Genomic DNA, 26,859 nt, shown 5'->3' with positions numbered 1-26,859 from the left:
GTGGGAGGTTTTATTCCCTTATAAAAGAAGTTACAATCCGTAGGACCTCATCCTCACGCTACTGGCTGGTCAGACTCTCGTCCATGACAATATCCTCACTGCTGCCTCCCGTAGGAGTTTGGACCGTGTCTCAGTTCCAATGTGGGGGACCTTTCCTCTCAGAACCCCTATCCATCGTAGGCTAGGTGGGCCGTTACCCCGCCTACTACCTAATGGAACGCATCCCCATCGTACACCGATAAATCTTTAATGATGCTATCATGCAATCTCATCATACCATCAGGTATTAATCTTTCTTTCGAAAGGCTATCCCTGAGTGTACGGAAGGTTGGATACGCGTTACTCACCCGTGCGCCGGTCGCCGGCAATTGAAGCAAGCTTCAATCCCGCTGCCCCTCGACTTGCATGTGTTAAGCCTGTAGCTAGCGTTCATCCTGAGCCAGGATCAAACTCTTCATTGTAAAATATTTTCTTACTCTTTCGAGTATTGTTGTCTCTGTTCAGGAAACCGATTTTTTTTCATTTTCCTTGTTTCCAAGGGTTATTGACGGTTGTCTTCCGTTCATCCCATATATACATTATATAAAGGACTACTTCTTGTACTACATCCTAGTCTGTTTATCTAAAGTCTTTCAAAGAACTATCTTTTCTCAAGCTCCCGTTTCAGCGGGAAAGCGTTTGCAAAGGTAAGGCGTTTTTTCGTAACCTCCAAATTTTTTCAAAGTTTTTTTTTGAAAAAATTTTTCAGAAGGTTTCAAGAAGGCGTGCGGCTTACCCTTTCTCGCTCCCTTGCTCATCCGCAAGGTAAGATACTCGGTGCAGCATCCGGCACTCTCTTCCGTAGCCCCAGCTTTACTCAGTCTGTCATCTTCAGCGGCTCTCCCTCTCGAAAGCGGTTGCAAAGGTACAGACTTTTTCCTTTTCTGCAACTTTTATACCATACTTTTTTTCAAAGTTTTTTCAGGGTTTTACATAACTCACTGATTTTCTTTATGCTATACAGCATGTTTTTTATTTCCATATGAAAACGGATGTGAAATACTCCACATTATATAATTCGTGCGTACGCGTACGTGTGCGCGTGTAAGGAGAAACGGACCATTCTAATGGAAACGGTGGAATTTTCTGACACATATTCAGCCTTTAAAAAACACAAGTACGTTCCGGAAAGAACGTAAGTGCATTTGAATTGAAACGCAAGTGTATTCTGATCAAAACATAAAGGAGTTTGAAAGCAAACGCAAGCGCGTTTTTAGGAACAAAAAAAATACAAGGAATCCATACGGAAAAGGGCATAAAAAAAGGAGTTCCGCTGAACTCCAACCTTTGTTAACCTTAAATCTAATACTATGAAAAACACAGTACAAAAGTATTTATTTTATTTGAAACAGCAAAACCCAAGACTAAAAACAATGTTTTACAACATACATTAACCACCAAAACAAAATATTCAAAGGGGTTAACAACAAAGTAAAAAAGTCTTTTGGGATAATCCAAAAGACTTTTTCACTATTCTTCCAAAATTCAAAAATTAGAATTCACATTCTTCCTCATTTTCCGTAGAAGGAATGGTAACCAACACTTTGTCAATTCGAGCTCCATCCATATCCACCACTTCCAATACAAAATTATTCCACTCCAACGTTTCTCCACTTTGTGGTATATGCTGTAAATGCTGCAGAATTAACCCTCCTACCGTATGATAGTCTACATCTTCCAAGAGGTCCTGACGATTAAAATAGCACAAGAAATCATACAACGGACACTGCCCGTCTACCAGCCAGCCATCCTTATTGATTCGCTTGATAATATCCGGTTCCTCCCCAGCATCGTCCATAGAACCGACCAAGCCTTCCAGAATGTCACGCAAAGTGATAATTCCCACGCAAGCTCCAAACTCATCACAAACCAAAGCACGACTTATCTTCTGGGCCTTCATCTGCTCCAGAGCCTTGTACACATTCATGTTTTCATGAAAGAATGTAGCCTCATGCGTCAGAGCCGGCAAATTGAAATTCGCTTCAGAAAGGTGTAACACCAAATCCTTCAGGTTTACTACCCCTTTCACCCTATCCAGGTCACCATCTTCCGTCACCGGATAAAACTCATACAATTCATTCACCAGCACAGCTTTCACTTCAGCCGCCGTCATTCCACTCTCAAGCGCCACAATGTCACTCTTATGCGTCATAATGGAGCCTACTTTCAAATCACCCAATAAGAATACACGCTGTACAATGTCCTGCTCTACAGGCTGTACTTCTCCATCATCAGCTCCTTCTTTGATAATAGACTTAATTTCCTCTTCTGTCACTTTACTGTCGGTATCCTTGATACCCAACAGATTAAAGATTGCTTCCGTACTTTTAGATAACAGCCAGACAAAGGGTAAAGCCACTTTTGCCAGCACATTCATAGGCCGTGCCACCAGCTTAGCCATTCTCTCGGCCATGCTCATACCAATACGTTTAGGCACCAGCTCACCAAAAATAATAGTAAGATAAGTCACTATCACTACAATTATTCCCTGTGCCAGTCCAAAAGCATAAGAAGAAGCAACTCCCCATGAGATAAGCAGATTCGTCAGGTCGACCGCAATCTTATTTCCCGAATAGATACCGGTCAGAATACCGATTAATGTAATACCAATTTGAACTGTAGAAAGAAAACGATCTGGGTCCCCTGCCAGTTTCAATGCTACGCGAGCAGATTTATTCCCTTTTTTTACATCTGTCGACAACCGGGATTTTCGGGCTGATATTAATGCCACCTCGGACATGGCGAAAATACCGTTCAGTACTATCAACCCGATAATAATGATTATTTCATCCATATATAAAAACGAGTGTGTTTCAGAGGAACAAATTTATATGAATGTTCATAGCAAAAAAAGTGAGCTGCCTATAATTATATTGTTTTAACAAACAGGCTGCTCACTTTTTTCATTTCTCTTTTCACCTTACACACATGAAGTTAGCCGGCTACATCAGAATTTTTTCGATTGCATGAAGTTCTTCTTCTTCAAATGAAAGGTGATTCAAAGTTTTCAAGCTATCTCCCAGCTGTTCTACCGAACTAGCCCCCACAATCACAGAAGTCACTGTTTCGTTTTTCAACAACCAGGCCAAAGCCATTTCGGCCAGTGACTGTCCGCGCATAGCCGCCCGTTCATTCAAGGCTTGTATCTTATTCAACACTTCCGGCGTAAGCGCCTCTTTCTTCAGGAAACCACCCCTTGCTATACGAGAATCATCCGGAATACCGTTCAGATAACGATTAGTCAGCAAGCCTTGTGCCAGAGGAGAAAAAGCCACAAACCCACTTCCGCTCTCCTTCACGGCATTCAATATCCCCTGAGATTCCGGTTCGCGTACCAGCATGCTATACCGTCCCTGATACAGCAGGCAAGGCACATCCCGTTCTTTCAGATAACGACATGCAAACAGATAGGCATCCAATGGGTATTTAGACAAGCCGACATACAAAGCCTTTCCCTCACGCACAATATCAACCAATGCCTGAAGAGTTTCTTCCAACGGCGTTTCCGGGTCATACCGATGAGAATAAAATACATCCACGTAATCCAGATTCATCCGCTTCAAGCTCTGGTCCAGGCTGGCCATCAGATGTTTTCTAGAACCCCAGTTGCCATACGGGCCTGGCCACATGTCATGACCTGCCTTCGTAGAAATAAACAACTCATCCCGATAGGGAGCGAACGATGACTTCATAATCTGCCCAAAGGTTTCTTCGGCTGAGCCATAAGAAGGTCCGTAATTATTAGCCAAATCAAAATGTGTAATTCCATGATCAAACGCATAGTGCAATTTTTTCCGGCTAAGCGAAAGTGTATCTACATCACCAAAATTATGCCATAATCCTAAAGAAATGGCGGGCAGCATCACTCCACTACGCCCGGCACGGCGATACTGCATACCACATTCGTAACGATTTTCAGCAGCAGAATAAACAGGTTCTATCATTAGACTTAATTTTAAGGCGTACAACTTTATTTTATCAATGACAAAAATAATCTTTTATTTCATATAACTTTCCCATTTTATAGACAGATTAAAAATATACAGAATTTCCTATCTTTGTCCAAAGAACCTATTTCCTTATGCATACCACAACAGATAACCAGGCGAAAACTTTCACAGCAGAAAAATCCCGTATCCAGGGCTTTACAGACTTCACGGCAGAATTTCCTCATGAGCATGCCTTCTTATTTGACGGAATTATTCTCGGTATCTGCTCAAAAGGTAACATGCGGTTCAAAATAAACTATAATGAATATCACATTTCCGCCAACGAAGCATTTGTCATCCTGCCACGCCATATCTTTACGATTATAAGGACAAGTCCTGACCTGCAATTAAAAATTCTCCGCTTTTCATCAGATTTTCTGCTCACCTTGCCAACAAACCCCGATTTCAGTCTGGCAAGAAGAATTTCACACTATCCTTGCATCTCTATCCAACCACAGGATATGGAAAACATACAACTTCTGTATACAATGGCACGGCAATACGAAAGTCTGTCTGACTTAACTTTGCAACTTCAAAGTTCCCTACACCTCTCTATTGCCTTCATTATTACTGCATCCTTCGAACAAGCTCCTGCACGCGGAGAGCTCCCTTTATCCCGGCAGGAGAATCTCACAAAGTCCTTCTTCCATCTTTTATTACAACATTATCAGACTCAGAGAAGTGTAGCTTTCTATGCTGAACAACTATGCATTACCCCTAAATATCTCACCACTACCGTAAAGAGAATCACCGGTTATTCCATACAAGACTGGATAAACGACATCACAATAATTACTGCCAAACGGTATCTGAGAACGAGCTCCCGAACCATACAAGACATATCCGAGGAACTCCACTTTCAGACCGCATCATCATTTATACGTTTCTTCAGACAACACACCGGCTGCACTCCGCTAAAATATAGAAAGGACAACGACTGACGCACATTATTTCTCTTGACGAACTGAATGAAGAATGTGCATAAATTCCTCACCCGTAATCGTTTCTTTTTCTAACAAGAAAGTAGCAGCTTCGTGCATCACTTGTATATTCTCCTGAATCAGACAGCGCGCTTTTTCATGGGCCTTTTTAATAATATCCAACACCTCCAGATCAATATTAGCCGCTGTTTCAGCAGAGCAGGTAAGTGAGGTATCTCCGCCCAAGTATGCATTATTCACGGTTTCCAACCCCATCATATCATATTTATCACTCATCCCATAACGAGTTACCATCGCACGGGCCAGTTTCGTAGCCTGCTCTATATCATTCGAAGCCCCAGTTGTCACTATATGACAAATCACTTCCTCTGCTGTCCGTCCTCCAGTCAATGTCACAATCCGATTGAACAAATCATCCTTATTCATCAAAACCTGTTCCCCACTTTCCACTTGCATGGTATAACCCAATGCTCCTGATGTACGAGGAATAATCGTAATTTTGTGTACAGGAGCCGAATGTGTCTGCATAGCAGCAACCAGCGCGTGTCCGATTTCATGATAAGCTATAATTCTTTTCTCTTCTGCAGATACCACCTTTCCTTTCTTCTGAGCACCGGCAATCACAGTTTCCACACTTTCTTCCAGGTCAGCTGTATTTATTTTATTCCTGCCCATGCGAACAGCCCTCAAAGCAGCCTCATTAACAATATTCGCCAGTTCTGCTCCGGAGGTACCAGCCGTAGCACGAGCCACCACATCAATATCCACCTCTTCATGCTTTACTCTCTTCAGGTGTACATTCAAAATGGCTTTTCGTCCTTCCAGGTCGGGCAATTCCATCTGGATACGCCGATCAAAACGGCCCGGACGCAGCAAAGCCTTATCCAGATTTTCCGGACGGTTCGTAGCTGCCAATATCACTACTCCCTTTCTGCCATCAAATCCGTCCATTTCTGTCAGCAACTGGTTCAAAGTCTGTTCCCGTTCATCGTTTCCTCCCAGTCCACTATCTCTTCGCTTACCAATGGCATCTATTTCATCTATAAAAATAATGCAAGGAGCTTTCTCGTTAGCCTGTCTGAACAAATCGCGCACTTTTGCCGCCCCCATCCCGACAAACATTTGTACAAACTCAGAGCCGGATATGGCAAAGAAAGGAACCTTTGCTTCCCCTGCTACCGCACGTGCAATCAACGTCTTTCCTGTTCCCGGAGGACCGACCAACAAAGCACCTTTAGGCAAAGAAGCCCCGATATCGGTATATTTCTTAGGATTATGTAAGAAATCCACAATCTCCTTCAGCATTTCTTTGGCCTCGTTCTGTCCGGCCACATCGGCAAAAGTTGTCTTGATTTCCGAGTCTGCATATATCTTGGCTCCCCCATTTCCAAATGACATGAAATTACCTCCAGCTCCCATACGAGCCTGAATACTCCGGCTGGCTTGCTTCCAGATAATATAGAACAAAAGCCCTGGAAGAATCCACATTAAAATAAAATTAAGCACAGGAGAATTTTCCTCAGGTACAATCTCACTAAAGGTAATTTTCCCGTTGGCATTCGGACTCTTCGCTTTCAGTAACCGGTCTACCAGCTGTGGGTCTTCTATTTCTCCGGTCTGATACGTCAATTCTTCTCCATTTTCCAATACCGTGAAATAAATCTGTCCGGACTTTACCATAACTTCCTTTATCGCACCGGCATCCATCTTCTCCACAAAAGTGCTGTAATCTGTCGCTCTGATTTGCCTGTTCATCAGATTAGGAAAAATCAACCAGTTTAAAAACAGCACGATTAATATCACCCATAAAAAAGAGACGAAAGGATTTCCTTTCTGAGGTCGTGCTCCCGATACTTCTTGCTTCATATTATTTCATACTTAGTTTGACTACAAATATCGCAAGCTATTCAAAAAATTGAATAACCATAATGGAAGAAATAATGTGCAAAAGTTCGCAAGAATAAAGTTATTATATACATTTGCTATAGTAACTTCAAGACTCAAATATATGAAAAATATACAATGGCTTTCTATCGCATTACTGGCAGCCTGCCTGCAGGCTCATGCCCAGCAGAATAATATGCAACGTGCACAACAGATTCTGCAATGGATGAAAAATGCACAAAGTGACAGTATATACGCTTGCTTCGACGCTAAAATGCAACAAGCAGTTCCCTTGTCACAATTAAACAATATGTGGTCACAAATGGAGCAACAGCTCGGAACGCTGGTGGAAGAAAAAGAATGGAAGCAAGATGCCATTGGCGGAACAATAGTCTATTACAGCGACTTGAAATTTGAACGTGCCCCTATACGCTTTATGGTCGCATTCAATCAGGAAAGAAAAGTAAACGGACTTCGCCTGCTGCCTGTTCCAGCCGAAGAAAAGCCACAAGTAATCCCTTTCGACAGTATTCACCTGGAAGAATCACCCATAGAGGTTGTCACCGGTACGTACAAACTGCCTGGCGTCATCACCCGGCCTAAAGGAAAAAACAATCTTCCCATCGTAATCTTATTACAAGGCTCGGGACCTCATAATAAGGACGGACAAATTGGTCCCAACAAGATTTATCAGGATATGGCTTGGGGATTAGCCTCACAAGGTGTAGCCGTTCTACGTTATGATAAACGTACGTATGTGTATGGAAAATCGGCTTCTCCAAAAGGAAAGGATATTACTCCAGAAGAAGAAGTGATAGAAGACGCCATCTCTGCCAGCCAGCTTGCAGCCTCCCTTCCGTTTGTTGACGCGCAGAAAGTCTTCATTGCAGGGCACAGCCTGGGAGGATTACTGGCTCCTCTCATTGCTACACGCTGTCCTTCCGTAAAAGGTCTTATCCTGCTGGCCGCCCCTTCCCGTCCGCAAGATGACATTCTCAAAGAACAGTTGCACTATCTGGCTTCACTGAACGGAGATACTGACGAACAACTCCTCATGCAGCAATATCAGCAAATCAAGGCCAGCGCTCCTGAAGCTTACTGGGACTATCTGAACAAGTACGCTCCTGTCATGACAGCCCACTCGTTGACTATCCCCATGCTCTTTTTACAGGGAGAACGCGATTATCAGGTAACCATGCAGGATTTTGCCATGTGGAAACTCGGAATGTTCGGTAAACCCAACGTAACTTTCCGGTCGTATCCGTCTTTAAACCATTGTTTCATGGAAGGCACCGGGAAGTCTACCCCTATGGAATACAATCACCCCGGACGGGTATCAGAGAAAGTAATCAAAGATATAGCAGAATGGGCCATTCACCAAAATGAATGACCCATTGACCTGCCACAAGTTATTTTCCTGTCTTCACTTTATCCCATGAGGGAGGAGTGATTCCCATCAAATGGCGGACAAAGAAGTCATAACGCTTGTGTTCGCCAAAGTCCTCTCCCATCGTGTGATGAGCTCCCGGAATAACCACCAGTTCAAAATCTTTATTGGCTTTTATCAAAGCGTTGGCCACCTGCATGGTAGAAGCCGGATCGACATTATCGTCCAGTTCGCCTACGACCAGCATCAACGGACGGGTCAGCAGATGCGCATTGTCCACATTGGAACAAGCACTGTAGGATTCATCTACCGGATATCCCATCCAAAGTTCATTCCACCAGATTTTATCCATACGGTTGTCATGACATCCACATGCTGAATAGGCTGCTTTATAGAATTCCGGATGGAACAACACGGCCCCGGTAGACTCCTGTCCTCCGGCAGAGCAACCGAAAATTCCTACCCGGTCAATATCCATATAAGGATATTTCTGCGCAGCGGCTTTAATCCAGGCTATATGGTCGGGCAATCCGGCATCTTTCAGGTTCTTGTAACAAACTTCTTCAAATTCTTTCGAACGGAAAGAAGTGGTCATACCATCTACCTGTACCACAATGAATCCCAGTTCAGCCAGCGAAGTCATCCACCAGTTATAAGAAGAGAAAGTCTTTGGTACATACTGGTCGCCCGGTCCGGAATAGATGTATTCAATTACCGGATACTTCTTCGACGGGTCAAAATTAGACGGGCGATAAATCACTCCCCACATATCCGTTTTTCCATCACGCCCTTTGGCAGAGAATACTTCCGGAGCCTTCCAGCCATTGGCCAGCAAAGCAGAAATATCGGCTTTATCCAACTGCATGCGGATTTTTCCGTTCTTTGCATCACGAAGCACAGCAATCGGAGCCTGGTCTACTTTGCTATACACATCTACCAGATACTTATAGTCGGATGAATACCAACATTGGTGCATTCCCTCTTCCGGAGTCAGTTCTACCAGGTTACTTCCGTCAAAATTGATTTTATAATAATGAATCAAGTACGGGTCCTCGCCTTTTTTCATACCATTAGCCGAAAAGTAAATCACTTCATTGACCTCATCCACATGCTGCACTCCACGAACATACCACTCACCTTTCGTAATCTGATTCAAAGGCTTTCCGGTAGCCCGGTCGTAGAGATACAGATGATTGTAGTTATCCCGCTCACTTGACCAGATAATCCGCTTGCCATCGCTCAAGTAGTTACGGTAAATCCGAGGATAGTTCACGTATTTTTCTTCCTTTTCTTCAATCAACGTACGTACACTGCCATCCACTGCCGACATTTCCAACACACGATATACTTTATGCCCACGTTCATTGTATTCGAAAGTAATGGCCTTACTATCCGCATTCCACATCGGACCAGACAATTCATACTGATGGCTGAACAGCTCCGTAGAAGGAATCAAACGACGGCCAGATTCTACTTCGAAAATACAAGGCACCTTGAAACGCAGTTCGTCTCCAGGTTTTGCATATTCCTGCTTATGCAATTTGGGTTGTGCCTGATCGGCAGGAGAAGATTCCACATAATATACGTAACGTTTTTCTACCGGACGAATCCGACAAGATACCACCGACTTGGAATCGGGCGACCACTGGATATACGAAGAATAATAATTACTCAACGTACCATCCTGACTCAGCTGCTTCTCTTTGCCTGTAGCCACTTCGCGAACATATACGTTATCATTTTTGATAAAAGCGGTCCACTTACCATCCGGTGAGGTAACCGGGCGCCCTTCTTTCTCATCGTCTACTTCCATCCAGTGACGTTCCTTTCCACGAGGAGGTATGGCTCCTTCATCCAACAAACGGTTATTTTTGATGCTGTAAGCCCAAAACTTCCCGTCCAATTGGAAGCGTAACGTATCTAATGAAATATTTAACCGGCAATTCTGAAGCGGAAGGTTATAAGCATTTATTGCACGTCCTGCTTTTTCTGTCAAAGCAGCCGCCATTTTCTGCTGGTCAAACAATGCCGTACGTTTTTTCGATGCAGCATCTACCTTCACATATTCTTTTCCCTTTTCCGTCTGCCGTACATACCAGAAAGCAGAAGTCTGATCTACCCAATGCGGAACCACACCTGCATACAGCACGTGCTTGGCATTGTATTTCTCTCGCAGCGCATACGCACGGTTGTAATCTTCTACCGTGCCTTGTGCCCAAAGTGAGATACAAGACATACTTCCTAATGCAAATAGCAAAACACCTGATTTAAACATATTATTTTCCATTCTATTCTATGATATTAGAGAATTCGGGACCTCAGGTTTTCTTCAGTCATACCAAAGAAAACCCAAAGTCCCGAATCTGATTGCATTATTATCTATTAATTATCATGGTTATTTCACTTCCCACTCATACAATCCAGAAGAATTCTTATCCGGCTGTACCACCTCCAGTTTCACGGCCTTTGTCTTCACCGGTTCAAAGTCTACGGTATTGGGATTGCCCTTCTGGACCCCATACGCTGTAATATTCTGAACTGGAGCCCAATTGCCTGAAGCATCCTTATAATAGATTTTCCAAGACTTCGGTACACGGCAACCTCCCCAAGGAGCATCATCATACCAATACACCGTAGAAGTGGAAACTTCCATTTCTTCCGGGAATTCGTATGAAATCCATTCTGTAGTACCTTCTTTCGGCCACCAATGATAATACGGGATTGTACGGTCATTCTCATCTTTGGGAATCAGCCCATCTGTAATAGAAGACAATGAGGTAACTTTATGTGAGGCATCTACCTTACTCTTCGATGCCAATGTCGGGATAGCAACCGGACGAGTAGCACTTACTTCATTCGGCAACCACACAGCCATATTTCCCGCTCCACGATGTGCCCATGCGTAATAAGGAATCATAGTCAATGTATGATCTTTTGCGACCAGACGGCCTGATTCATCGTATTCCAATGTCTGAGCCTGAGTCTTAATCTGATTGATACCGTACAACAAATCCGGTTTTTCTACAACTTCAAATTTCGGAGTGCGGTTCATCAATACACTCAAAACGTCAAAATCGTTGTCTGGCCATTCTGCACAATATACAATCGGACCACGTTCTACAGATACCCGACCACGGTCAGCTTCTACCTTCGCATTGGCTCTTACAGTACGCACATTCATATCGAAGTGGATTTCTACCTTATCTCCCTTCTTCCATTTACGGTCGATAGTCAGGTAACCTTTCTGCAAGTCTGATTTCACTTCTTCACCGTTCACCTTCACACTGTATTTCGGACGCACACCATCGGTATAAGTATACAAGTCACTCGGAACCACCTGATTGCGTACCCATCCCGGAATACGAATCTTCATGGCAAACTGTCCAGCTGAGTTACGGTCTACTGCCAATGTAATATCCCCGTTCCATGGATAAGATGTGGTTTGTGAAAGTGTAACCTTCTTTCCGTTTACCTGCAAAGTAGCATTGTTAGCAATAAACAAGTTTACGTATACATCTTTCCCTTTTACTGCATAAACATAGCCCGGAACAGAAGGGATGAAACGGCAGATATTAGACGGACAACAAGCACAACCGAACCAAGGCTGACGCTGGTGCTGTCCCATAGACTCCAACGGATTCGGATAGAAGAAACCGCCACCATCCAAAGATACGCCTGAAATCAACCCATTGTACAAGGTACGTTCCAGTACATCGTAATACTTAGACTCTCCGTGCAAGAGGAACAAACGGTAATTCATATATACATTACCGATAGCCGCACAAGTTTCACAGTAAGCCGACATATTAGGAAGCTCATAATTCTTTCCGAAAGCTTCCCCGTTGTTTGTCGCACCAATACCTCCGGTGATATACAATTTCTTAGAAACAATGTTATCCCAGATACGGTCGATGGCATGAATATAAGCTGTATCACCTGTCAGGGCAGCCACATCGGCCATACCAGAATACATATACGCTGCACGTACTGCATGTCCTACTGCCTCATCCTGTTCAATTACCGGTTTGTGAGCCTGACTGTATTCATCCCGACGAGAAGTATAGCCACGCTTATCCAGGAAGAATTTAGCCTGATCCAGGTATTTCTGGTCACCCGTCACCAAATATAGTTTAGCCAATGCCATTTCTGCAATCTGATGCCCTGGCACACGTACCTGCTGTCCCGGTTTGTCACCAATCTCCCGGCAGACACAGTCTGCATAACGAATGGCTATATCCAGGAAATTCCGTTGTCCCGTAGCCTGATAGTGTGCAATGGCACCTTCTACCATGTGACCTAAGTTATAGAACTCATGGCTCAGTTCTTCCACCTTCTCCCAGCGTTTACTACCAGCCCATTCATGTGGATGTTTAGGATTCATGGTGCGTGAAGTATACAAATAGCCATCAGGCTCCTGCGCAGCAGCCACAATTACCAGCACACTGTCAATGTACTTTTTCAGCTTTTTATCCGGATAAGTCTGAAGCAGATAGCTGGCTCCTTCAATAGTCTTATACACATCCGTATCATCAAATGAATAGCCTGTCACCTTATTATTTTCACTCGGATGAGCAGCCATTTCAAAGTTCTTGTAGCGTCCGGTTTCTTCACATTTGCTAAAAGCCAATGGTATAGTTACTTCACGGCTGGCTTTCAAACGCTGTCCCCAGAAAGAATCCGTCAGTTTTACCGAAGTAAACGGAACCGGATCAATCGGATAGCCGTGTGCAGAAGCCTTCTTCTGCGCATATGCCCCACCTCCTATCAAGGAAAAAAGCAGAGCAGAAATCACAAATTTTTTCATGGTGTTACTCATATTTTATAGGTTATTATTCTCATTTATCTTTCAAGGGAAGTGCCTCATCCCAAATCTTCAATGCATGCAGATAACCGCTAAAAGGCCAGTTACCTTCTGCATTCTGTCCCAAAGTTACAAATTGTATCGGTTTAATCAGCAGCTGAATATCTTTTGAACTGATTAACTGCCCATTTATATATACCTTCTCGATACGTCCGTCAAAAACGACATAAATATGTTGCCATTTTCCTTCCAGTGATTTAGCTTCCTTATAACCGACATCTTCATACCAGCCATAATGGTTCAACATTCCGCAACGAGGTTCTGTACCATTCACCAGCATAATCTTTTCCATTTCATCGTGCGAACTGGTAAAATCGGCCACACATTCATTCTCAGCCATTTCCAGATTCAGCACCCAGGCCTCCAACGTATAAGGAGCATTGTCACGAAGAGTAGCCGGCAAGGTAAAGCTGGAACGAAAGAACTGTTCTCCTTCAAAACGAAAAGCCTTCTTGCCTTGCTGTTCTGCGACAATTACCGGAGCCTTTTGAGTCTCAAAATAACCTTCTACAACTCCCTTATTCGGAATATATCCCACCGTATCACCTACTGCAAAATCATCTGCACTCAGAGATACCAGCAATCCTCTTTTCATCTTATCAGAAGCTTCTACACGTACCAACCCTACAGTTGCATCGTAAGCCTTTTCCGCTTCTTCCTGTTTCCAGTTATAATAACGGAAATTTGTCAATATCAGTTCCTTGTCCTGTGCCTGAATAACGACCTTTCCCCGTTGTACATACTTATCTGCCGCTTGGGAAACCCAGCGGTTGTTTTCATACACCCAGACTGTAGTTGTATGCTCTTCTTTTGGATTAATAACCGGAGAGATAAATTCCAAGCATGTACCTGGTGCCAACACAATGGCCTCTTGTCCGTCAATACGCTTACGAGAAACTTGTCCAGATTTCAATTGGAAGACACCGCCCAGCATACCGCCGTCGTTTCTCCACTCCGTACCGTTCCAGTCCAAGCCCGAGAGTCCCATCCACAACTGAGGAGATGCCGTTTCAAACTCGCCGAACACTTTAATATTCCACAAAGCACCGGCAAAACCATTTTTCTGTGTTCCCGTTGTGGTTAATCGTACATACCGTGCTTTCACATTACCGAAATCAACCATTGGACTTCCAGCCAGATAATTAGAGCGCTTATCTGCAAAGACATCCCACTTCTGTCCGTCTACTGAGGTTTCAATCACATACTGATAATATGATGTACCATATTCAAATTGTGTCCACACCGTACGGATATTCTCAACCTTTTGCAAGTCAATCTCAATCCACTCCTGCCCCATTGTCTTCGGACGCCACAACGTACCATTATTATCGTCTACCGCATATTCAGGCACAAAGTTGGCATCATAATACGAAGAAGCTTTGACCGGTTTCCGATAGGCCAGGTTTTTCGATTTCAATACACTCTTGGCAAAAGTCCCCACTCCGCTGTGTGTTCCTTCTATAGGAGCGATGGAACCATCGGTATTAAATTCCAGCTTGTCAATACAAACCTGACGATGAAATCCACGGTTGGAATGAGGATTATCATGACGATGGTATACGATATAATAATTGTCTCCTTCCTGCAAAATGCTGTGATGACCCGGTCCGTGCACTGTACCGTCGGCGGACGTCTTCAGAATTGTACCTCTATATGTATAAGGTCCAAGCGGTCCTACCGTACTCGTAGCATACTGCACATGATAGGTGCTGTCATGACACGAATCGGAAGAATACATAAAATAATAGATACCGTTTCGCTTCATCACAAACGGAGCTTCAAAGAAATCCTTCACTTCCGTATTAGGAATCAACTTTGTTTCCACAAAACCTTTCATATCAGGTGTCATCTTTCCAGCTCCACAGCCAAAACCTTTATAGATACCCCATGTACCCCAATACAAATATACCGAACCGTCATCGTCTACAAACGTCTGGCCATCCAGCGTAATGGCATTCTTCACAAAGCGGTCGGGAACCAACACTGCTTCACTTTCTCCCAGTACATTCTTCCATGGTCCACGCGGTGTATCTGCAACTCCTTCATATACATTGCAAGGCTGGCAGTAGAACATACGATACGTACCATCGATATGCTTCATGACATCCGGTGCCCAAATCCAGTGACTATCCGGCCAGTTCATCGGCATGATGGTCCAGTTCTCAAAATCTTTGCTACACCACACCTGCGAAGGGCCAAATCCTGCCCCACTGCCATCAGTTGTAGCATAGACATAATATGTATCTCCGAACTTCTTTACCGTAGGGTCTGCAAAATACCCTGGAATAAACGGATTTCCTGCACCCGGAGTATTCCATTCCACCTTTTGTGAATAAGCAGTACATAAAACTGTACCCAACAATAGACCTGCCAAGACATACCTTTTCATCTTTTTCTTCCTTTCATTATGGGTGCACTTCATTCAATATCGGGATTTCAATCTCATAAAAATACTCCTTCAGCAACTGATACATGTCAGGATCATACGATTTCAATTTCGTACGACGGTTCATGGCATTGTGTACTTTATTCGGAGTCTCCGAATAACGGTTACAGTTGAAGAACGACTGCACACATTCTGCAAAATATTCTTCTTTATTTGAAATAGCATACGTATCCTTCCATAAGCCCTTGGCAATGGCATTTTGTCTGCACTGTTCCAAACGTTCATTAAATTCAGGCTCTACTCCTACTATACCAATGGTATGGAACAAATGTGCAAACTCATGAATCAGGATATTTTCTCCCACATACTTATCACCCGGGAAAGCCAGCACATTCTCTTCTCCACAGCTGGCCGAAAAATCATCTTCCGGAGCCCCGCCAAAACCTCTGGCACGCTTATTCCAAAAAGCGATATTCTCCGGTGTGTTGCAGATATGCGCATATTCCGGCAAATCACACACTTCTTCATGTTCTCCGATAATCATCACATGACATCCTTTGCTTACCATGTGTCGCTTGATATCCGGACGCTTCGCCAGCATCAGCGATACAATCTCATACGCCTTTTCCAGAGCCTCATCACGTACCTTATCAGATGACACAATATACAATCCGTCTACTTCCAAATATTTTTTATAGAAAGAAGGGATGCCCTTTCCCGCAGGCACAGCCGAAGGTTTCACTTCTGTCACAAAAGTACGTTCCAGTTTCAAAGCAAATCCTCCTCCAGAAGCCAAATGGATAGGCAGTCTGGTGTGGGCATCTACCACAAAAGTTTCCTTCACATAATCTTCTGCCTGGCGAGACGCATTGACACCGTCCTTGAACAAAGTACATTGATACTTCTCTCCTTCACCCAAGAAGGAGAAATCCAGTGTCACCTCACGCTCATCCCAGTTTGTCATACCTCCGATATACCAGTTAATATCTTTTTTGCGAACCGTCACAATCGATTCACCCAGTTTACCCGAATAAATAAAAGTAGAATCTGTTTCCACCGGAATCGAACTGATGAAATCCACACATTCCTGCTCCTTCAAATAATTCGTCGGCGCATCACACAACATCGTAAACGGTGAATCGTGCACAATGTAAGCAGCCAACTGATGACAGCGTGTACCCATACTGGCGGGACTGGAATACATAGGCTGGAAATCACGCTTCGACAAGTTCCGCATAGCTCCCGGTGTGTAGTCCACATAACCAGCCATCAAACGGATGTACGGGAAAGTCACGTCATAAAGCGGCATATTCTTTTCCACCTCACTCCATTTCATCTCTTCCATACCGAACACGCTTTCATAATTTACCACATTCGGATAGGTACGATTCAAACCGGTTGGCTTATAGATACCGTGATAATCCAATATCAGTTTATATTCTGCCGCCTTTGCCGCAATACGATAAATCATTTCCACCGCAGTCTGGTCATCCCGGTCAAGGAAATCCACCTTAAAGCCTTTGATTCCCATTTCAGCATACTTCCGGCAAGCCTCATCCAACTGCGAATCCAGCACATTGAACACCGTCCAGAGTACCAGCTCCACTCCCTTGCTCTTTCCATATCGAATCAATTCCGGCAAATCCAGTTCAGGAATCACTGTCAGCATATCCCCGCTCTTCGGGTCATACCAACCCTCGTCCAATACGACATATTCCAATCCGTTCCGGGAAGCAAAATCAATATAATACTTATATGTATCCATGTTGATACCTGCTTTGAAAGGTACCCCTTTCAGGTTCCAGTCATTCCACCAGTCCCATGCTACCTTACCCGGCTTTACCCAGGAACAGTCTCCAATGCGGTTAGGAGAAGACAATGCATATACCAGATTATTCACCGGCATTTCTGTATCCTTTTCAGTTATAGCCAAGATACGCCACGGATACGTACGGTTTCCTTTCACGCGTGCAATGTAATTCTCCGCTTCCGTCACATACTCCTGCTTACGCCAAGGATAGAAATCCGTTTTTTTCGGATAAGGAGCAAACACACCTTTCAATGTCTGCTTTCCATCCGGCTGCACAAACATTCCCGGATAAGCTTCCAAGTCCGACTCCAGCAGTGTCACCTTTGCCTGTTTGCAATCCACTGTTACTGGCAAAAAAGCCAGTTCCTGTGGAGCCTCCGACAACGGTTTCACCTCATACGTATTTTGAAAAGCCATTGCCATCGGTTTTTCCTTATTCGTAGAATACGGTAAATAAGCTGTATAATTCCCGGCAAACCGGAATTCCGCAATTTCATTTTTGATAATCAAATTCTCCTTGGAAGAGGTATAAAAACGATAAGCCACTCCTTCGTTGTAGACACGGAAATACACTCCATAGTCACCTCTCAGCTTCAAGTTCATTTCATTGCAAACTGCCTGAAACGACTTGAAGCGATAAAAAGGTGCATCAATGTCCTGAAAAATCTTTTTGGTTTTGGCAGAAATCACTTTTGCCCCACCTGCCAAAGCAGGTGTCTTTCCTTCTCGAATTAACCCTAATCTACTATCAACAACAATAAGAGAGTCTTTATGATATACAGAATAATTCAGTCCGTCCGAACCCGCAGAGATTTCCACTTTCAACTGCTTGTCGGGCGACTGCACCACATATACTTTATTTCCAGCAGCCATCATGGAAAGACAGCCGCAAAGCCATAAAACAGCACTTACGATTAACGATGCATTTTTCATATCATAGAATATTTTTCCAATTGCAAAGAAAAAAGATAAATGAATAACTCTCTGCCATTGAAGTCTGAAACGATAACAATATTATCCCAAAATCGCCCCTCCTGTACTCAGGAGAGGCGATTCTATACTATTTTTTCATCCTATTGGACGATTTTTGCCTGATTGGGAGTCTTTACGAAATACTGATTGAATACGATTCCCAGCACAATCATCACCAGTCCGATGTAGGTAGTAAACACAATCTGCTCGCCCAGCACAACAGAAATGAAGAACAATGACATGAAGGGCGACAGGTAACACAACTGGTTTATCAAAGCCGGATTGGAAGTTTTCCGCATGGCCAGTCCAAAGAAAATAAAAGGAATTCCCATCTCAAATCCTCCAACATACATGCCCGACAACACACCGGTCAGCGAGCTCAAGTTCAACCCACAGAATAAAGCTCCTACTGACAAATAAACCGAGCCAAACAAGAAGGTCAGAAACAAAACCACACTACCATCCGTCTGTACTTTATTCCGGTTGTTCAGCATCCAGTAAGTAGCCCACAACACGGCACTCAGTGCTGCCAGCAGAAACCCCTCGGTTGATACGCTCATCTCTCCGTTAAATCCGGTACCGATTGAAATCAATGCAACTCCAGCCAAAGAAACAAACATACCGATGTATTTCTTCTTAGGTATAGGTTGTCCGGCAAACAAAGCCAACAAAATCAACAGCACAATCGGCCAGGCATAGTTAATAGGCTGCGCCACCTGCGCGGGAAGCAAGTCGTATGCCTTGAACAGCACCAAGTAATACGCCACCGGATTCAGCAGTCCCAATCCGGCATAATACAACCATTGTTTCCCCGTCAGATTCCCAAGCAATCTCCATTTCCGTTGTGCAGTCAGCAACACCGCAAATATCACCAGTGAAGTCAGACTGGCTACCCACAACATCTCGAAATGCGTCAGATAACGCAAGGCCATCTTGAAAGCCGTGGCCACCGTCGACCAGCTTAACACCGCCACGCAGGCACACGCAATCGCTTTACTATCGTTCGTCATCTCATTGCCTCCACTTCTTCCGTTGTCAAAGGAATCTTTTTACCCAGTCTCCGCGCTCCGGTAGCCGTAATCAGGTAATCCTCCTCATTACGCAGCCCCGTAAAGTCCCGGTAACTTTCCAGTTTCTCATAATTGATGAAATCGGTAAAACGATGCTCTGCTTTCCAGTAATCCATCAGTTCCGGAATAAAATAGATACCCGGCTCAATGGTCAACACAAAACCCGGTTCCAGCTTACGAGCCAAGCGCAACGACTTACGCCCGAACTGCGTACTCTTAGGCTGTCCGTCATAGCCTACCCATACCTCCCCGAGGTTTTCCATATCATGTACATCCAGTCCCATCATGTGTCCCAGTCCGCAAGGGAAGAACATGGCATGCGCCCCCTGTTCTACCGCATCTGCCGGATTTCCTTTCATCAGTCCCAGCCCTTTCAAGCCTTCACAAATTACCTGGCAGGACAAATCATACACATCACGGAAATACACACCGGGCTTCAAGGCATTCACCGCCGCCTGATGCGCAGCCACCTGAATGTCGTAAATATCCTTCTGACGACTGGTAAATTTCTTTCCTGCACAGATGGTAGAAGACATATCACCTGCATACCCCATGGCCGTCTCAGCTCCAGCATCCACCAGCAACATATCTCCTTCCTTTACCGTATGCCCGTGATAATGATTATGAAGAGTCTGTCCGCATACCGTAGCAATGGTCGGGAAAGACAAGTTACATCCATGCGCCTGAGCCACTGCTTCCAATGCCGCAGCCACCTCATGCTCCTTCATCCCGACACGCAGCACACGCATTGCCTCCAGATGCATTTCAGCCGTCACATCACATGCACGCTCAATCTCCGCAATCTCTTCTTCCGTCTTATAATTTCGCAGATTCACAATTCCCTTGATAAACGGAACAGAAGGCATCTCTGCTCCCGGCTTTACCCCTAACAGGTCCATCAGCTTCAAGCGATGCTCTGCCCGATAAGGCGGAAGATAATGCACCGTACGCTTCTGTGCCACCACCTTCTCTACATACTTCTTCAGTTCAGCCAGTGGCAAGGTTTCCGTCACTCCTACCCGCTGTGCCTTCTCGTGTAAAGTTGGCTGCGTTCCCATCCACACAATATGATCAATGGTCAGTTCATCACCAAAGATGATTTCACGGCCTTCGTCAATGTCAATCACAGCCGCCAGACCAGCGTATGACAAACCCCAGAAATAGAGAAATGAGGAATCCTGACGATAATTATACGTGTTGTCTTCATAATTCATTCCACACTCGTCATTTCCTAAAAAGAGTAATAAACCGGAGCCTACGCTCTCCTTCAATTGCCGCCTGCGAGCGACATACGTTTCTTTTGCAAACATACCCCAATAAAAATTAGTTCTTTAAATCCGTTCCTTTCAGTCTGATGCGATAAGGCCACTGTGCATCTTTTTCCCCACTTTCCGGTGAAGGATTCATCCAATGCTCCTCCGGTGCTCCCATCACTACGAGCCACAAATATACTAACTTCTCGTTTTCAGGCACCTTAAAAGTGAGTTTTCCTTTCTTATCGGCAGACATTTCACCATATATACTCTTCCCGTCGGCTTTGACGGCTACAAACCCATATCGCCAACCAGCCTTTTCCGGATGTACCGATACATATCCGTTTTGCTTTCCATTTAATCCTTCAAACTGCAACTCCACCTTTGTACCCGGTTCTGGCACCCTCAACGGAATGGCATTGAATCCATAATTTTCCGGACAATTTTCGGCTGCCACCTGATACCATCCATCCGATTGGGCTGTCAACTTGCAAGTATACTTATTCGCATAGGGGCGCGTATTCTTCCACACTCTGTCAAAATCCCAGTTAATCAAATGCCGGCAGGCATCAAACATCTCATCACAGAAAGCTTCCTGCGACAATCCCGTCATGCGTTTGTAAGTCATCACCGGATCTTCCCCCCTCTTACCTTGTCGGAAAAGCTCTGCAATAATCGGGCGTCCTCGTTTCATTCCCCAATATTCCAGGATATACGGAGAATGATAAATATTCTCAAGATGCAGATAAGCCTTGTGCGTCAACTTTGTAAAAGCTTCCCAGTGATAGCGTTCATCTGTCTGCCAGTCCGGATTTACCTGCCATAACATCCACTGCGATGCCATTTCGAAGAAACCGGAGCCACCCCATGCCTCTCCTTCTCCATCACACGAAATTTGTGCCTGAAAGCTATGTCCTAATTCATGTGCCACGCAGTTCAATTTCTCATCCTGTATACGATTGGGAGCCGCCCATAGTGCACCAATCTGCTGGTCATAATCACCTCCGTAGGCTGTTCCTTCCAGCGAATAATTAATCATCACCATCATCCGGTAACGGTCGCTTTTCGAACCAGGTTTTGTGAACTGTAAAGAGTCGCGGAAGAACGTATAGAAGTATTCCAGTTTATCCGTCAGGTTATTCAAATCTACATGCATGTCATGCCCTTCCAATTGAGGAGGATTGGCCAGATCGTTGCCGAAACCTTTCTCCCAGAACACTACCACATTATCCGTACAGCACATACGGTGATAGCTCCATTTAGATTCCGGATTCTGAAGGTCCATCCCCTGCAAATCTTTGGGGATGTAAATTTCTTTTCCTCTCAACTTATTGTTACATAAATCAACGGGACATACCGATTGAGAAAAAGCGGCAGTAAAAACTGCCGCTAAAAAACATGTCCCTATTAGTCGTTTGTTCATTTGATATCAATATTAAAGACTAAAGTTATTACATATTGTTGTCCGCCCTTTGTATAGACCAAGGCTTCTTTCACCATATAATTATCACCCGAAACTAATTTTCCCGGATATTGTCCGACAGAAAAACTAAAGTTTTTCGCGTCATATTCCACATAGACCTTACTGTCATTATCACTTCCCCATCCAATGGGATTGCCAAGACTATCGAACCAGAACCCATACCCATTAGCAGTCGTATTATAATCCAAACTACCATCCGGCTTCACGGCAGCAAAAGCTATCTTTCCTTCCTGAGGTTCGGTCTTTGCTGATAACATGTTCGAAGTCAGTTGTGAGGGTTGCATAGCAAGCGCCTGTGCTATTTTCGTAAGATCTCCATTTTCAGAAATACTGACAGAAGCCCCATTATAATCGGCATCACTTGCTGCAAATGTAACATTATACATCAGTGTCAAATCCTGAGGTTCAGCATCCGGGTCGATTGTAATATTTCCCAACAAATCTGTATTCTCAAATTTCACCTTATACGGGAACTGCTCATCAGTCAACTCCTTTTCATCCCACGGATGAACCACATAATTCTGTGGTGTAGCCTGCACTATAAAATACAAACTCTGTGTACCAGCCGGAACAGTGAAGGAAACACGTCCGCTCTTATCGGAATGTGCTTCGCCATACTCCCGACTTCCATCCTGTTTCAAAGCTACAAAACCATACATCCATCCCATATTTCCGGCACTACCTGCCGTATTGTATTTCGTGGTTGTACCCTTCACTGTTTCCGATTCCATATATTCACCCGGATCACCCGAAGCCAGTGTTGCACCAGGTTCCAGCCCTACAAAATCAGCCGCTACTACCATATTGCCAGCATCTGGCACATTTAAAGGAATCACATTAAAGCCTGTAGCCTCCGGACAATTGGCATAAGCCACCTGATAATATTCACCACTCGTATAGAAAGTAGTATGATAACGTCCGAGGTACCCCTCTGAATACTCACGTACTCCATCAATATCAAAGGTTGCCATCCTGCTGGCATAATCATACAGTTCCTTTTTAGTTTTACTCCAGTCACCATTGCAATACAACCGTGTATAAGCCGAAATGGCATCCTCCGGATAGACAGACTCTCTCCAAATATTACCGATTGTCTCAATACCGTGTTTCATAGTCCAATAAGACTGCAACCAATAACTGGCATAACGCATCCATTCATTTTCAAAATGACGATGATTATTATTCAACCAGACATCAAAGTTATAAGAGGTAAACATCTCCTCCGGATAATCCTGAAACGACTGCCACTGCGCGCATTGTTCCCAGAAGGCATTTCCACCATTGCTTCCTTCATATCCATAGCGGAAACCCGACTTAAGGTCATCATTTCCTCCCTGACATAACTTATCACAATACACCTGATACTGGAAACTATGCCCGATTTCATGCGCAATAGTAGAGCCTACAGGCTGGCATGTACTCGGGTTTACCCACAAGGCCCCGATGGTATTGTCATATCCGGAGCCAGTGGCGAGCCATTCTTCCTGATACAACAAATATATTTCCATCTTATAACGGTCCAAAAATGATTTTCCCTGTCCAGTTTCAGTAAATTTCAGTTTCTCCACATTGGTCCGATAGAATAATTCCGCCTTTTCCAAAAGGTCATCTATATCTACTCTCAGATTAGCAGGTACCGTTTCTGCATTAGGGTCATCTCCAAATCCAGCTTCCCAGAATACGAAGAAATGCTCACTTTGTTTGGAGCGGAACCACGACCATTTTGCATCACTCCGGAGCATATCTATCCCTTCAAATTCAGCCGGCTTGTAATATTTATCAAAGTCCTCTATTTCTGATTCATCCATGACCTGACCATCCGGAATATTCTCTACCGGCTTTTCATCTGTAGGCAATGAATCTTGTTTACATCCCCCCACGCAAAGAAAGAGCCCCAAGAAACTCCAAATGACAAATAATTTTTGAACTATATTTCTCATAAATTCTCAAAGAAAATATAACAAAACTCATCCTAAATGAAGAAACGCATCAAAATAACCTTATCAGAATTTTTCTGAGGTTTCTACCATTTAAGATGAGTTTATATCAATAATACCTAAATTCTTATATTATTGAATAGTCCAAGTTACAATTAAACGGAAGAACTTAGAGACATCATTTGTATTTACCCATCCTACCGTAAATTGTCCATTAGTACCCGATGGAAGATCTGCATTATAACCAATGCCACATGCTTCATCATCACTGTAATATTCTATGTATGACGCAAAACCATCTACACCCCAATTGATATAATCACCTGCAGCATCCATCCAATAGCCTGGAGCATTGGCCGTATAGTGTTCACCCATATCTTTTACAGCACCTGTAGTGACATCAAATAAACTAAATTTAATTTCATTGTTCTCTGCAGCAGCAGAAATGAAATCAGCGTATGACATATCAAAAACTGCTTCAATATTTTCCTGATAGTCAGACAGATTTACGGTATGTGCTGCACCTTCTGCAAAAGTTAAAGATAAAACAGCAACAGTCGGGTCCGTCACACTGGCATTCAACGTAAAGCGTACATAATTATCATAATCCGGTCCGTTTTTAGCAAATCCAACTTCTAATGCCAACACCGTACCAGCTGCAATTCCACCTTCCGTTAACTCAAAAACCAACTCCTTATTGGTCTTATCCAACACAACTGATGCTTTGCATGCCGCATCATCCTGCGCACAAGGTTGGTTTGCTGAATTGAAATACCATCCTGCATCATCTTTATTGTAAGCTGTTTTCATCCATTGATTACGTGTCGTATTAATTGGATAGAAAACGGTTTCCCCCGTACTCAATCCATCAATCACAGCATCTACACTCATACCCATTTTTTCTTCAAACTTTGCAGCATAGTCTGAAAGTTTTACAGTATACGAATGTTCTCCATTTACCTCCAAGGCACCAGTAACAGAGATCTGAGCTTCTGTATCAATCTTTAAATAAGGATTCTCATTCTCCCCATATACATGTTTTGAGGTAGCATCATTGTAATCGTCACTACATGCTGTAAATGCGAGCAACGAACAGCAGCAAAATGCTAATAATATATTCTTTTTCATGATAAATCTTTTAAAACTGTTACTCCTATAAAATAATAGTCCAAATCTTCATTCTTAATAACCTTCATTTTGTTTCAGGTTAATATTACCATCTATTGCACTCTTTGGAATCGGGAATATATCGCAATGATTATCATTAATATCTGTTTTACGATCTTTACAGAACCAAGATTTGCCATTGAACACATTCTGTCCGTTCGTCATACGGAAACGAATCAGGTCTTGACGACGGTGATGCTCTGCCACAAATTCCCATGCCAAATCATCCAGCAATCCACCTAGAACAATATCATTACCTCCGTCTTCAGTAGTTACCCAGTTATCTGTTTCATCTTGTTTAGCAATATTTTCATAATGGCCATATTTATATACACTACCACCTTTCAACTGAGCTACCGTACGAGTTGCCTTATCCGGATCAGTAGATTTAAAGGCACGTTCACGTACTCGAGTTACCAAATCAGCTGCATCTTGCTCGGTTTCACCATTGTATCCACCTAAGCGCAACAGACATTCAGCTTTCATCATCAATACATCCGCATAACGGAAGAAAGGAACATCGTCATAAGATGTACCCCAGTCACCCTCCTTAATCTCATATTTAACCATTCGATAGCCTTCCATCGGATAACAACCAGGATTATCAATACTACGAAGATTCCATGTATAGTCCAAACGAGTACCATCTACAAGAATAGGTTCTCCATATTGGTCAACTTGAGGTCCACCAATCCAAGTATCTGTAAATCGAGTATCATCCTCATCGTATGTATCAAGGAATTGGCTTAAAGCGCCACCTCCACCTGTAGCCCATCCTGTAAATCCAAATGTGGCACGTCCGGCTTCATTCATCCAGAGGTTGGCAAAATAGTTTCCTCCAGCATACAGATATTCAAACGGAATACCAAAGATAATTTCAGAACAATCAGATATATCTTCCTTAAAATTATCCGAATATGCTGGTGCTAATGAGAATTTGTTAGAAGAAATAATCACATTCAATTCGTCAATACATTTCTTATAATAAGAATCATCAGAATGATCATTAAACCATGCGTTATGATTTAAATACATTTTAGCTTTTATCATACGCACAGCATAATTACTCAGTTCATTCATTGTAGACTCTGTACCACACAACTCTTGCACATCTTCTAATTCTCCCATAATAAAATCCCACATCTGTTGGGGTGTAGCCTGTTCAGGCTGCCAACCATCCTCATGCTCAAATTGAGTATCCAAAGGAATATTACGGAAAGCATCAAATAACAGATAATAGTATAAAGCACGATAAGCCCGCAACTGAGCAACAGACGACTCAGCAGCTTGAACAGCCTCGTCAGCCAAAAGTCTATTACAAGCATTGATTCCGGCATAGGCATTAGACCATAGTCCACTTAAATGATATAGCTCTTGATGGAAATCGTGCTTATGAAGATTGATATACAAGTCTCCCCATCCTACTCCAATACGAAGGGGAATACACCATAAATCTGTACAAATATCCAAATCTGCATAACCATACCATGCCCAATATACATCACGTAAAGAAGAATAAACAGGAGCAAACATACTTGATGCATCATTTTCAGTAAATTCATACTTTTCGGATGCAATCTGGCTGTAAATTGTTTCGCTCAAATCGGTACAGCTGTTCAAAGAGAACATACCTACACCTATCACAGAGCCCAATAAAGACTTATATAGATTTAGTTTCAT

15 protein-coding genes and 1 rRNA gene are annotated in these 26,859 nt (G+C 43.5%); 2 read left to right on the top strand and 14 right to left on the bottom strand.

Annotation, left to right across the window (positions count from 1 at the left end; all coding sequences use genetic code 11):
- From BACPLE_RS06640 to BACPLE_RS06625, 3 genes are all read right to left on the bottom strand, one after another.
- Window positions 1–461, bottom strand: a 16S ribosomal RNA gene (locus BACPLE_RS06640); the annotation flags it as partial.
- 1,070 nt (window positions 462–1,531) lie between these two features.
- Complete coding sequence (locus BACPLE_RS06630) at window positions 1,532–2,833, bottom strand: hemolysin family protein (protein WP_007560115.1); 1,302 nt, start codon at window positions 2,831–2,833, stop codon at window positions 1,532–1,534.
- Between the two features lie 148 nt (window positions 2,834–2,981).
- Complete coding sequence (locus BACPLE_RS06625) at window positions 2,982–3,983, bottom strand: aldo/keto reductase (RefSeq protein ID WP_007560113.1); 1,002 nt, start codon at window positions 3,981–3,983, stop codon at window positions 2,982–2,984.
- 137 nt (window positions 3,984–4,120) lie between these two features.
- Here BACPLE_RS06625 and BACPLE_RS18575 point away from each other — a divergent pair, with 137 nt between their 5' ends.
- Window positions 4,121–4,969, top strand: a complete 849-nt coding sequence (locus BACPLE_RS18575; protein ID WP_007560111.1) for a helix-turn-helix domain-containing protein — start codon at window positions 4,121–4,123, stop codon at window positions 4,967–4,969.
- Window positions 4,970–4,975: 6 nt separating this feature from the next.
- Here BACPLE_RS18575 and ftsH read toward each other — a convergent pair whose 3' ends face one another.
- The gene (gene ftsH / locus BACPLE_RS06615) at window positions 4,976–6,835 is read right to left on the bottom strand and encodes an ATP-dependent zinc metalloprotease FtsH (RefSeq protein ID WP_007560109.1); all 1,860 of its coding nucleotides are present in this window, start codon (window positions 6,833–6,835) and stop codon (window positions 4,976–4,978) included.
- A 142-nt stretch (window positions 6,836–6,977) separates the two neighbouring features.
- On the opposite strand from ftsH, the gene BACPLE_RS06610 reads away from it, so the two are divergent.
- Window positions 6,978–8,243, top strand: coding sequence for an alpha/beta hydrolase (locus BACPLE_RS06610; RefSeq protein WP_007560107.1), 1,266 nt, complete (start codon window positions 6,978–6,980; stop codon window positions 8,241–8,243).
- Between the two features lie 19 nt (window positions 8,244–8,262).
- Here BACPLE_RS06610 and BACPLE_RS06605 read toward each other — a convergent pair whose 3' ends face one another.
- The 10 genes from BACPLE_RS06605 to BACPLE_RS06560 all read right to left on the bottom strand — a co-directional run bounded on the left by BACPLE_RS06605 (window position 8,263) and on the right by BACPLE_RS06560 (window position 26,859).
- The gene (locus tag BACPLE_RS06605) at window positions 8,263–10,515 is read right to left on the bottom strand and encodes a S9 family peptidase (protein WP_148374612.1); all 2,253 of its coding nucleotides are present in this window, start codon (window positions 10,513–10,515) and stop codon (window positions 8,263–8,265) included.
- A gap of 120 nt (window positions 10,516–10,635) precedes the next feature.
- Complete coding sequence (locus tag BACPLE_RS06600) at window positions 10,636–13,044, bottom strand: glycoside hydrolase family 127 protein (protein ID WP_040312556.1); 2,409 nt, start codon at window positions 13,042–13,044, stop codon at window positions 10,636–10,638.
- 31 nt (window positions 13,045–13,075) lie between these two features.
- Window positions 13,076–15,490, bottom strand: a complete 2,415-nt coding sequence (locus BACPLE_RS06595) for a family 43 glycosylhydrolase (RefSeq protein WP_040312554.1) — start codon at window positions 15,488–15,490, stop codon at window positions 13,076–13,078.
- 16 nt (window positions 15,491–15,506) lie between these two features.
- Entirely contained in the window at window positions 15,507–18,230 is a 2,724-nt protein-coding gene (locus BACPLE_RS06590) for a glycoside hydrolase family 97 catalytic domain-containing protein (RefSeq protein WP_040312544.1), read from the bottom strand.
- A gap of 140 nt (window positions 18,231–18,370) precedes the next feature.
- Complete coding sequence (locus BACPLE_RS06585) at window positions 18,371–19,279, bottom strand: DMT family transporter (protein WP_007560097.1); 909 nt, start codon at window positions 19,277–19,279, stop codon at window positions 18,371–18,373.
- A complete protein-coding gene (locus BACPLE_RS06580; protein WP_007560095.1) occupies window positions 19,276–20,649 on the bottom strand; it encodes an aminopeptidase P family protein in 1,374 nt (457 codons plus the stop codon). Before BACPLE_RS06580 ends, BACPLE_RS06585 begins: the two co-directional genes overlap by 4 nt.
- 13 nt (window positions 20,650–20,662) lie before the next feature.
- The gene (locus tag BACPLE_RS06575; protein WP_007560093.1) at window positions 20,663–22,015 is read right to left on the bottom strand and encodes a DUF6055 domain-containing protein; all 1,353 of its coding nucleotides are present in this window, start codon (window positions 22,013–22,015) and stop codon (window positions 20,663–20,665) included.
- On the bottom strand, window positions 22,012–24,015 hold the full coding sequence (locus tag BACPLE_RS06570; protein WP_007560091.1) for a DUF4859 domain-containing protein: 2,004 nt from the start codon (window positions 24,013–24,015) through the stop codon (window positions 22,012–22,014). The genes BACPLE_RS06575 and BACPLE_RS06570 overlap by 4 nt, the downstream gene beginning before the upstream one ends.
- 129 nt (window positions 24,016–24,144) lie before the next feature.
- On the bottom strand, window positions 24,145–25,140 hold the full coding sequence (locus BACPLE_RS06565) for a DUF4859 domain-containing protein (protein ID WP_007560089.1): 996 nt from the start codon (window positions 25,138–25,140) through the stop codon (window positions 24,145–24,147).
- Between the two features lie 54 nt (window positions 25,141–25,194).
- A complete protein-coding gene (locus BACPLE_RS06560) occupies window positions 25,195–26,859 on the bottom strand; it encodes a RagB/SusD family nutrient uptake outer membrane protein (RefSeq protein WP_007560088.1) in 1,665 nt (554 codons plus the stop codon).

Source organism: Phocaeicola plebeius DSM 17135, from assembly GCF_000187895.1.
Lineage (GTDB): Bacteria > Bacteroidota > Bacteroidia > Bacteroidales > Bacteroidaceae > Phocaeicola > Phocaeicola plebeius.
This window is presented reverse-complemented; position numbering and strand designations above follow the sequence as displayed.

Excerpts from the sequence above, each read along its gene's own strand:
- BACPLE_RS06585 (WP_007560097.1), bottom strand. The coding sequence starts at position 19,279 with ATGACGAACGATAGTAAAGCGATTGCGTGTGCCTGCGTGGCGGTGTTA.
- BACPLE_RS06575 (WP_007560093.1), bottom strand. The coding sequence starts at position 22,015 with ATGAACAAACGACTAATAGGGACATGTTTTTTAGCGGCAGTTTTTACT.
- BACPLE_RS06570 (WP_007560091.1), bottom strand. The coding sequence starts at position 24,015 with ATGAGAAATATAGTTCAAAAATTATTTGTCATTTGGAGTTTCTTGGGG.
- BACPLE_RS06565 (WP_007560089.1), bottom strand. The coding sequence starts at position 25,140 with ATGAAAAAGAATATATTATTAGCATTTTGCTGCTGTTCGTTGCTCGCA.
- BACPLE_RS06560 (WP_007560088.1), bottom strand. The coding sequence starts at position 26,859 with ATGAAACTAAATCTATATAAGTCTTTATTGGGCTCTGTGATAGGTGTA.
- BACPLE_RS06625 (WP_007560113.1), bottom strand. The coding sequence starts at position 3,983 with ATGATAGAACCTGTTTATTCTGCTGCTGAAAATCGTTACGAATGTGGT.
- BACPLE_RS06580 (WP_007560095.1), bottom strand. The coding sequence starts at position 20,649 with ATGTTTGCAAAAGAAACGTATGTCGCTCGCAGGCGGCAATTGAAGGAG.
- BACPLE_RS06605 (WP_148374612.1), bottom strand. The coding sequence starts at position 10,515 with ATGTTTAAATCAGGTGTTTTGCTATTTGCATTAGGAAGTATGTCTTGT.
- BACPLE_RS18575 (WP_007560111.1), top strand. The coding sequence starts at position 4,121 with ATGCATACCACAACAGATAACCAGGCGAAAACTTTCACAGCAGAAAAA.
- BACPLE_RS06610 (WP_007560107.1), top strand. The coding sequence starts at position 6,978 with ATGAAAAATATACAATGGCTTTCTATCGCATTACTGGCAGCCTGCCTG.
- ftsH (WP_007560109.1), bottom strand. The coding sequence starts at position 6,835 with ATGAAGCAAGAAGTATCGGGAGCACGACCTCAGAAAGGAAATCCTTTC.
- BACPLE_RS06595 (WP_040312554.1), bottom strand. The coding sequence starts at position 15,490 with ATGAAAAGGTATGTCTTGGCAGGTCTATTGTTGGGTACAGTTTTATGT.
- BACPLE_RS06590 (WP_040312544.1), bottom strand. The coding sequence starts at position 18,230 with ATGAAAAATGCATCGTTAATCGTAAGTGCTGTTTTATGGCTTTGCGGC.
- BACPLE_RS06630 (WP_007560115.1), bottom strand. The coding sequence starts at position 2,833 with ATGGATGAAATAATCATTATTATCGGGTTGATAGTACTGAACGGTATT.
- BACPLE_RS06600 (WP_040312556.1), bottom strand. The coding sequence starts at position 13,044 with ATGAAAAAATTTGTGATTTCTGCTCTGCTTTTTTCCTTGATAGGAGGT.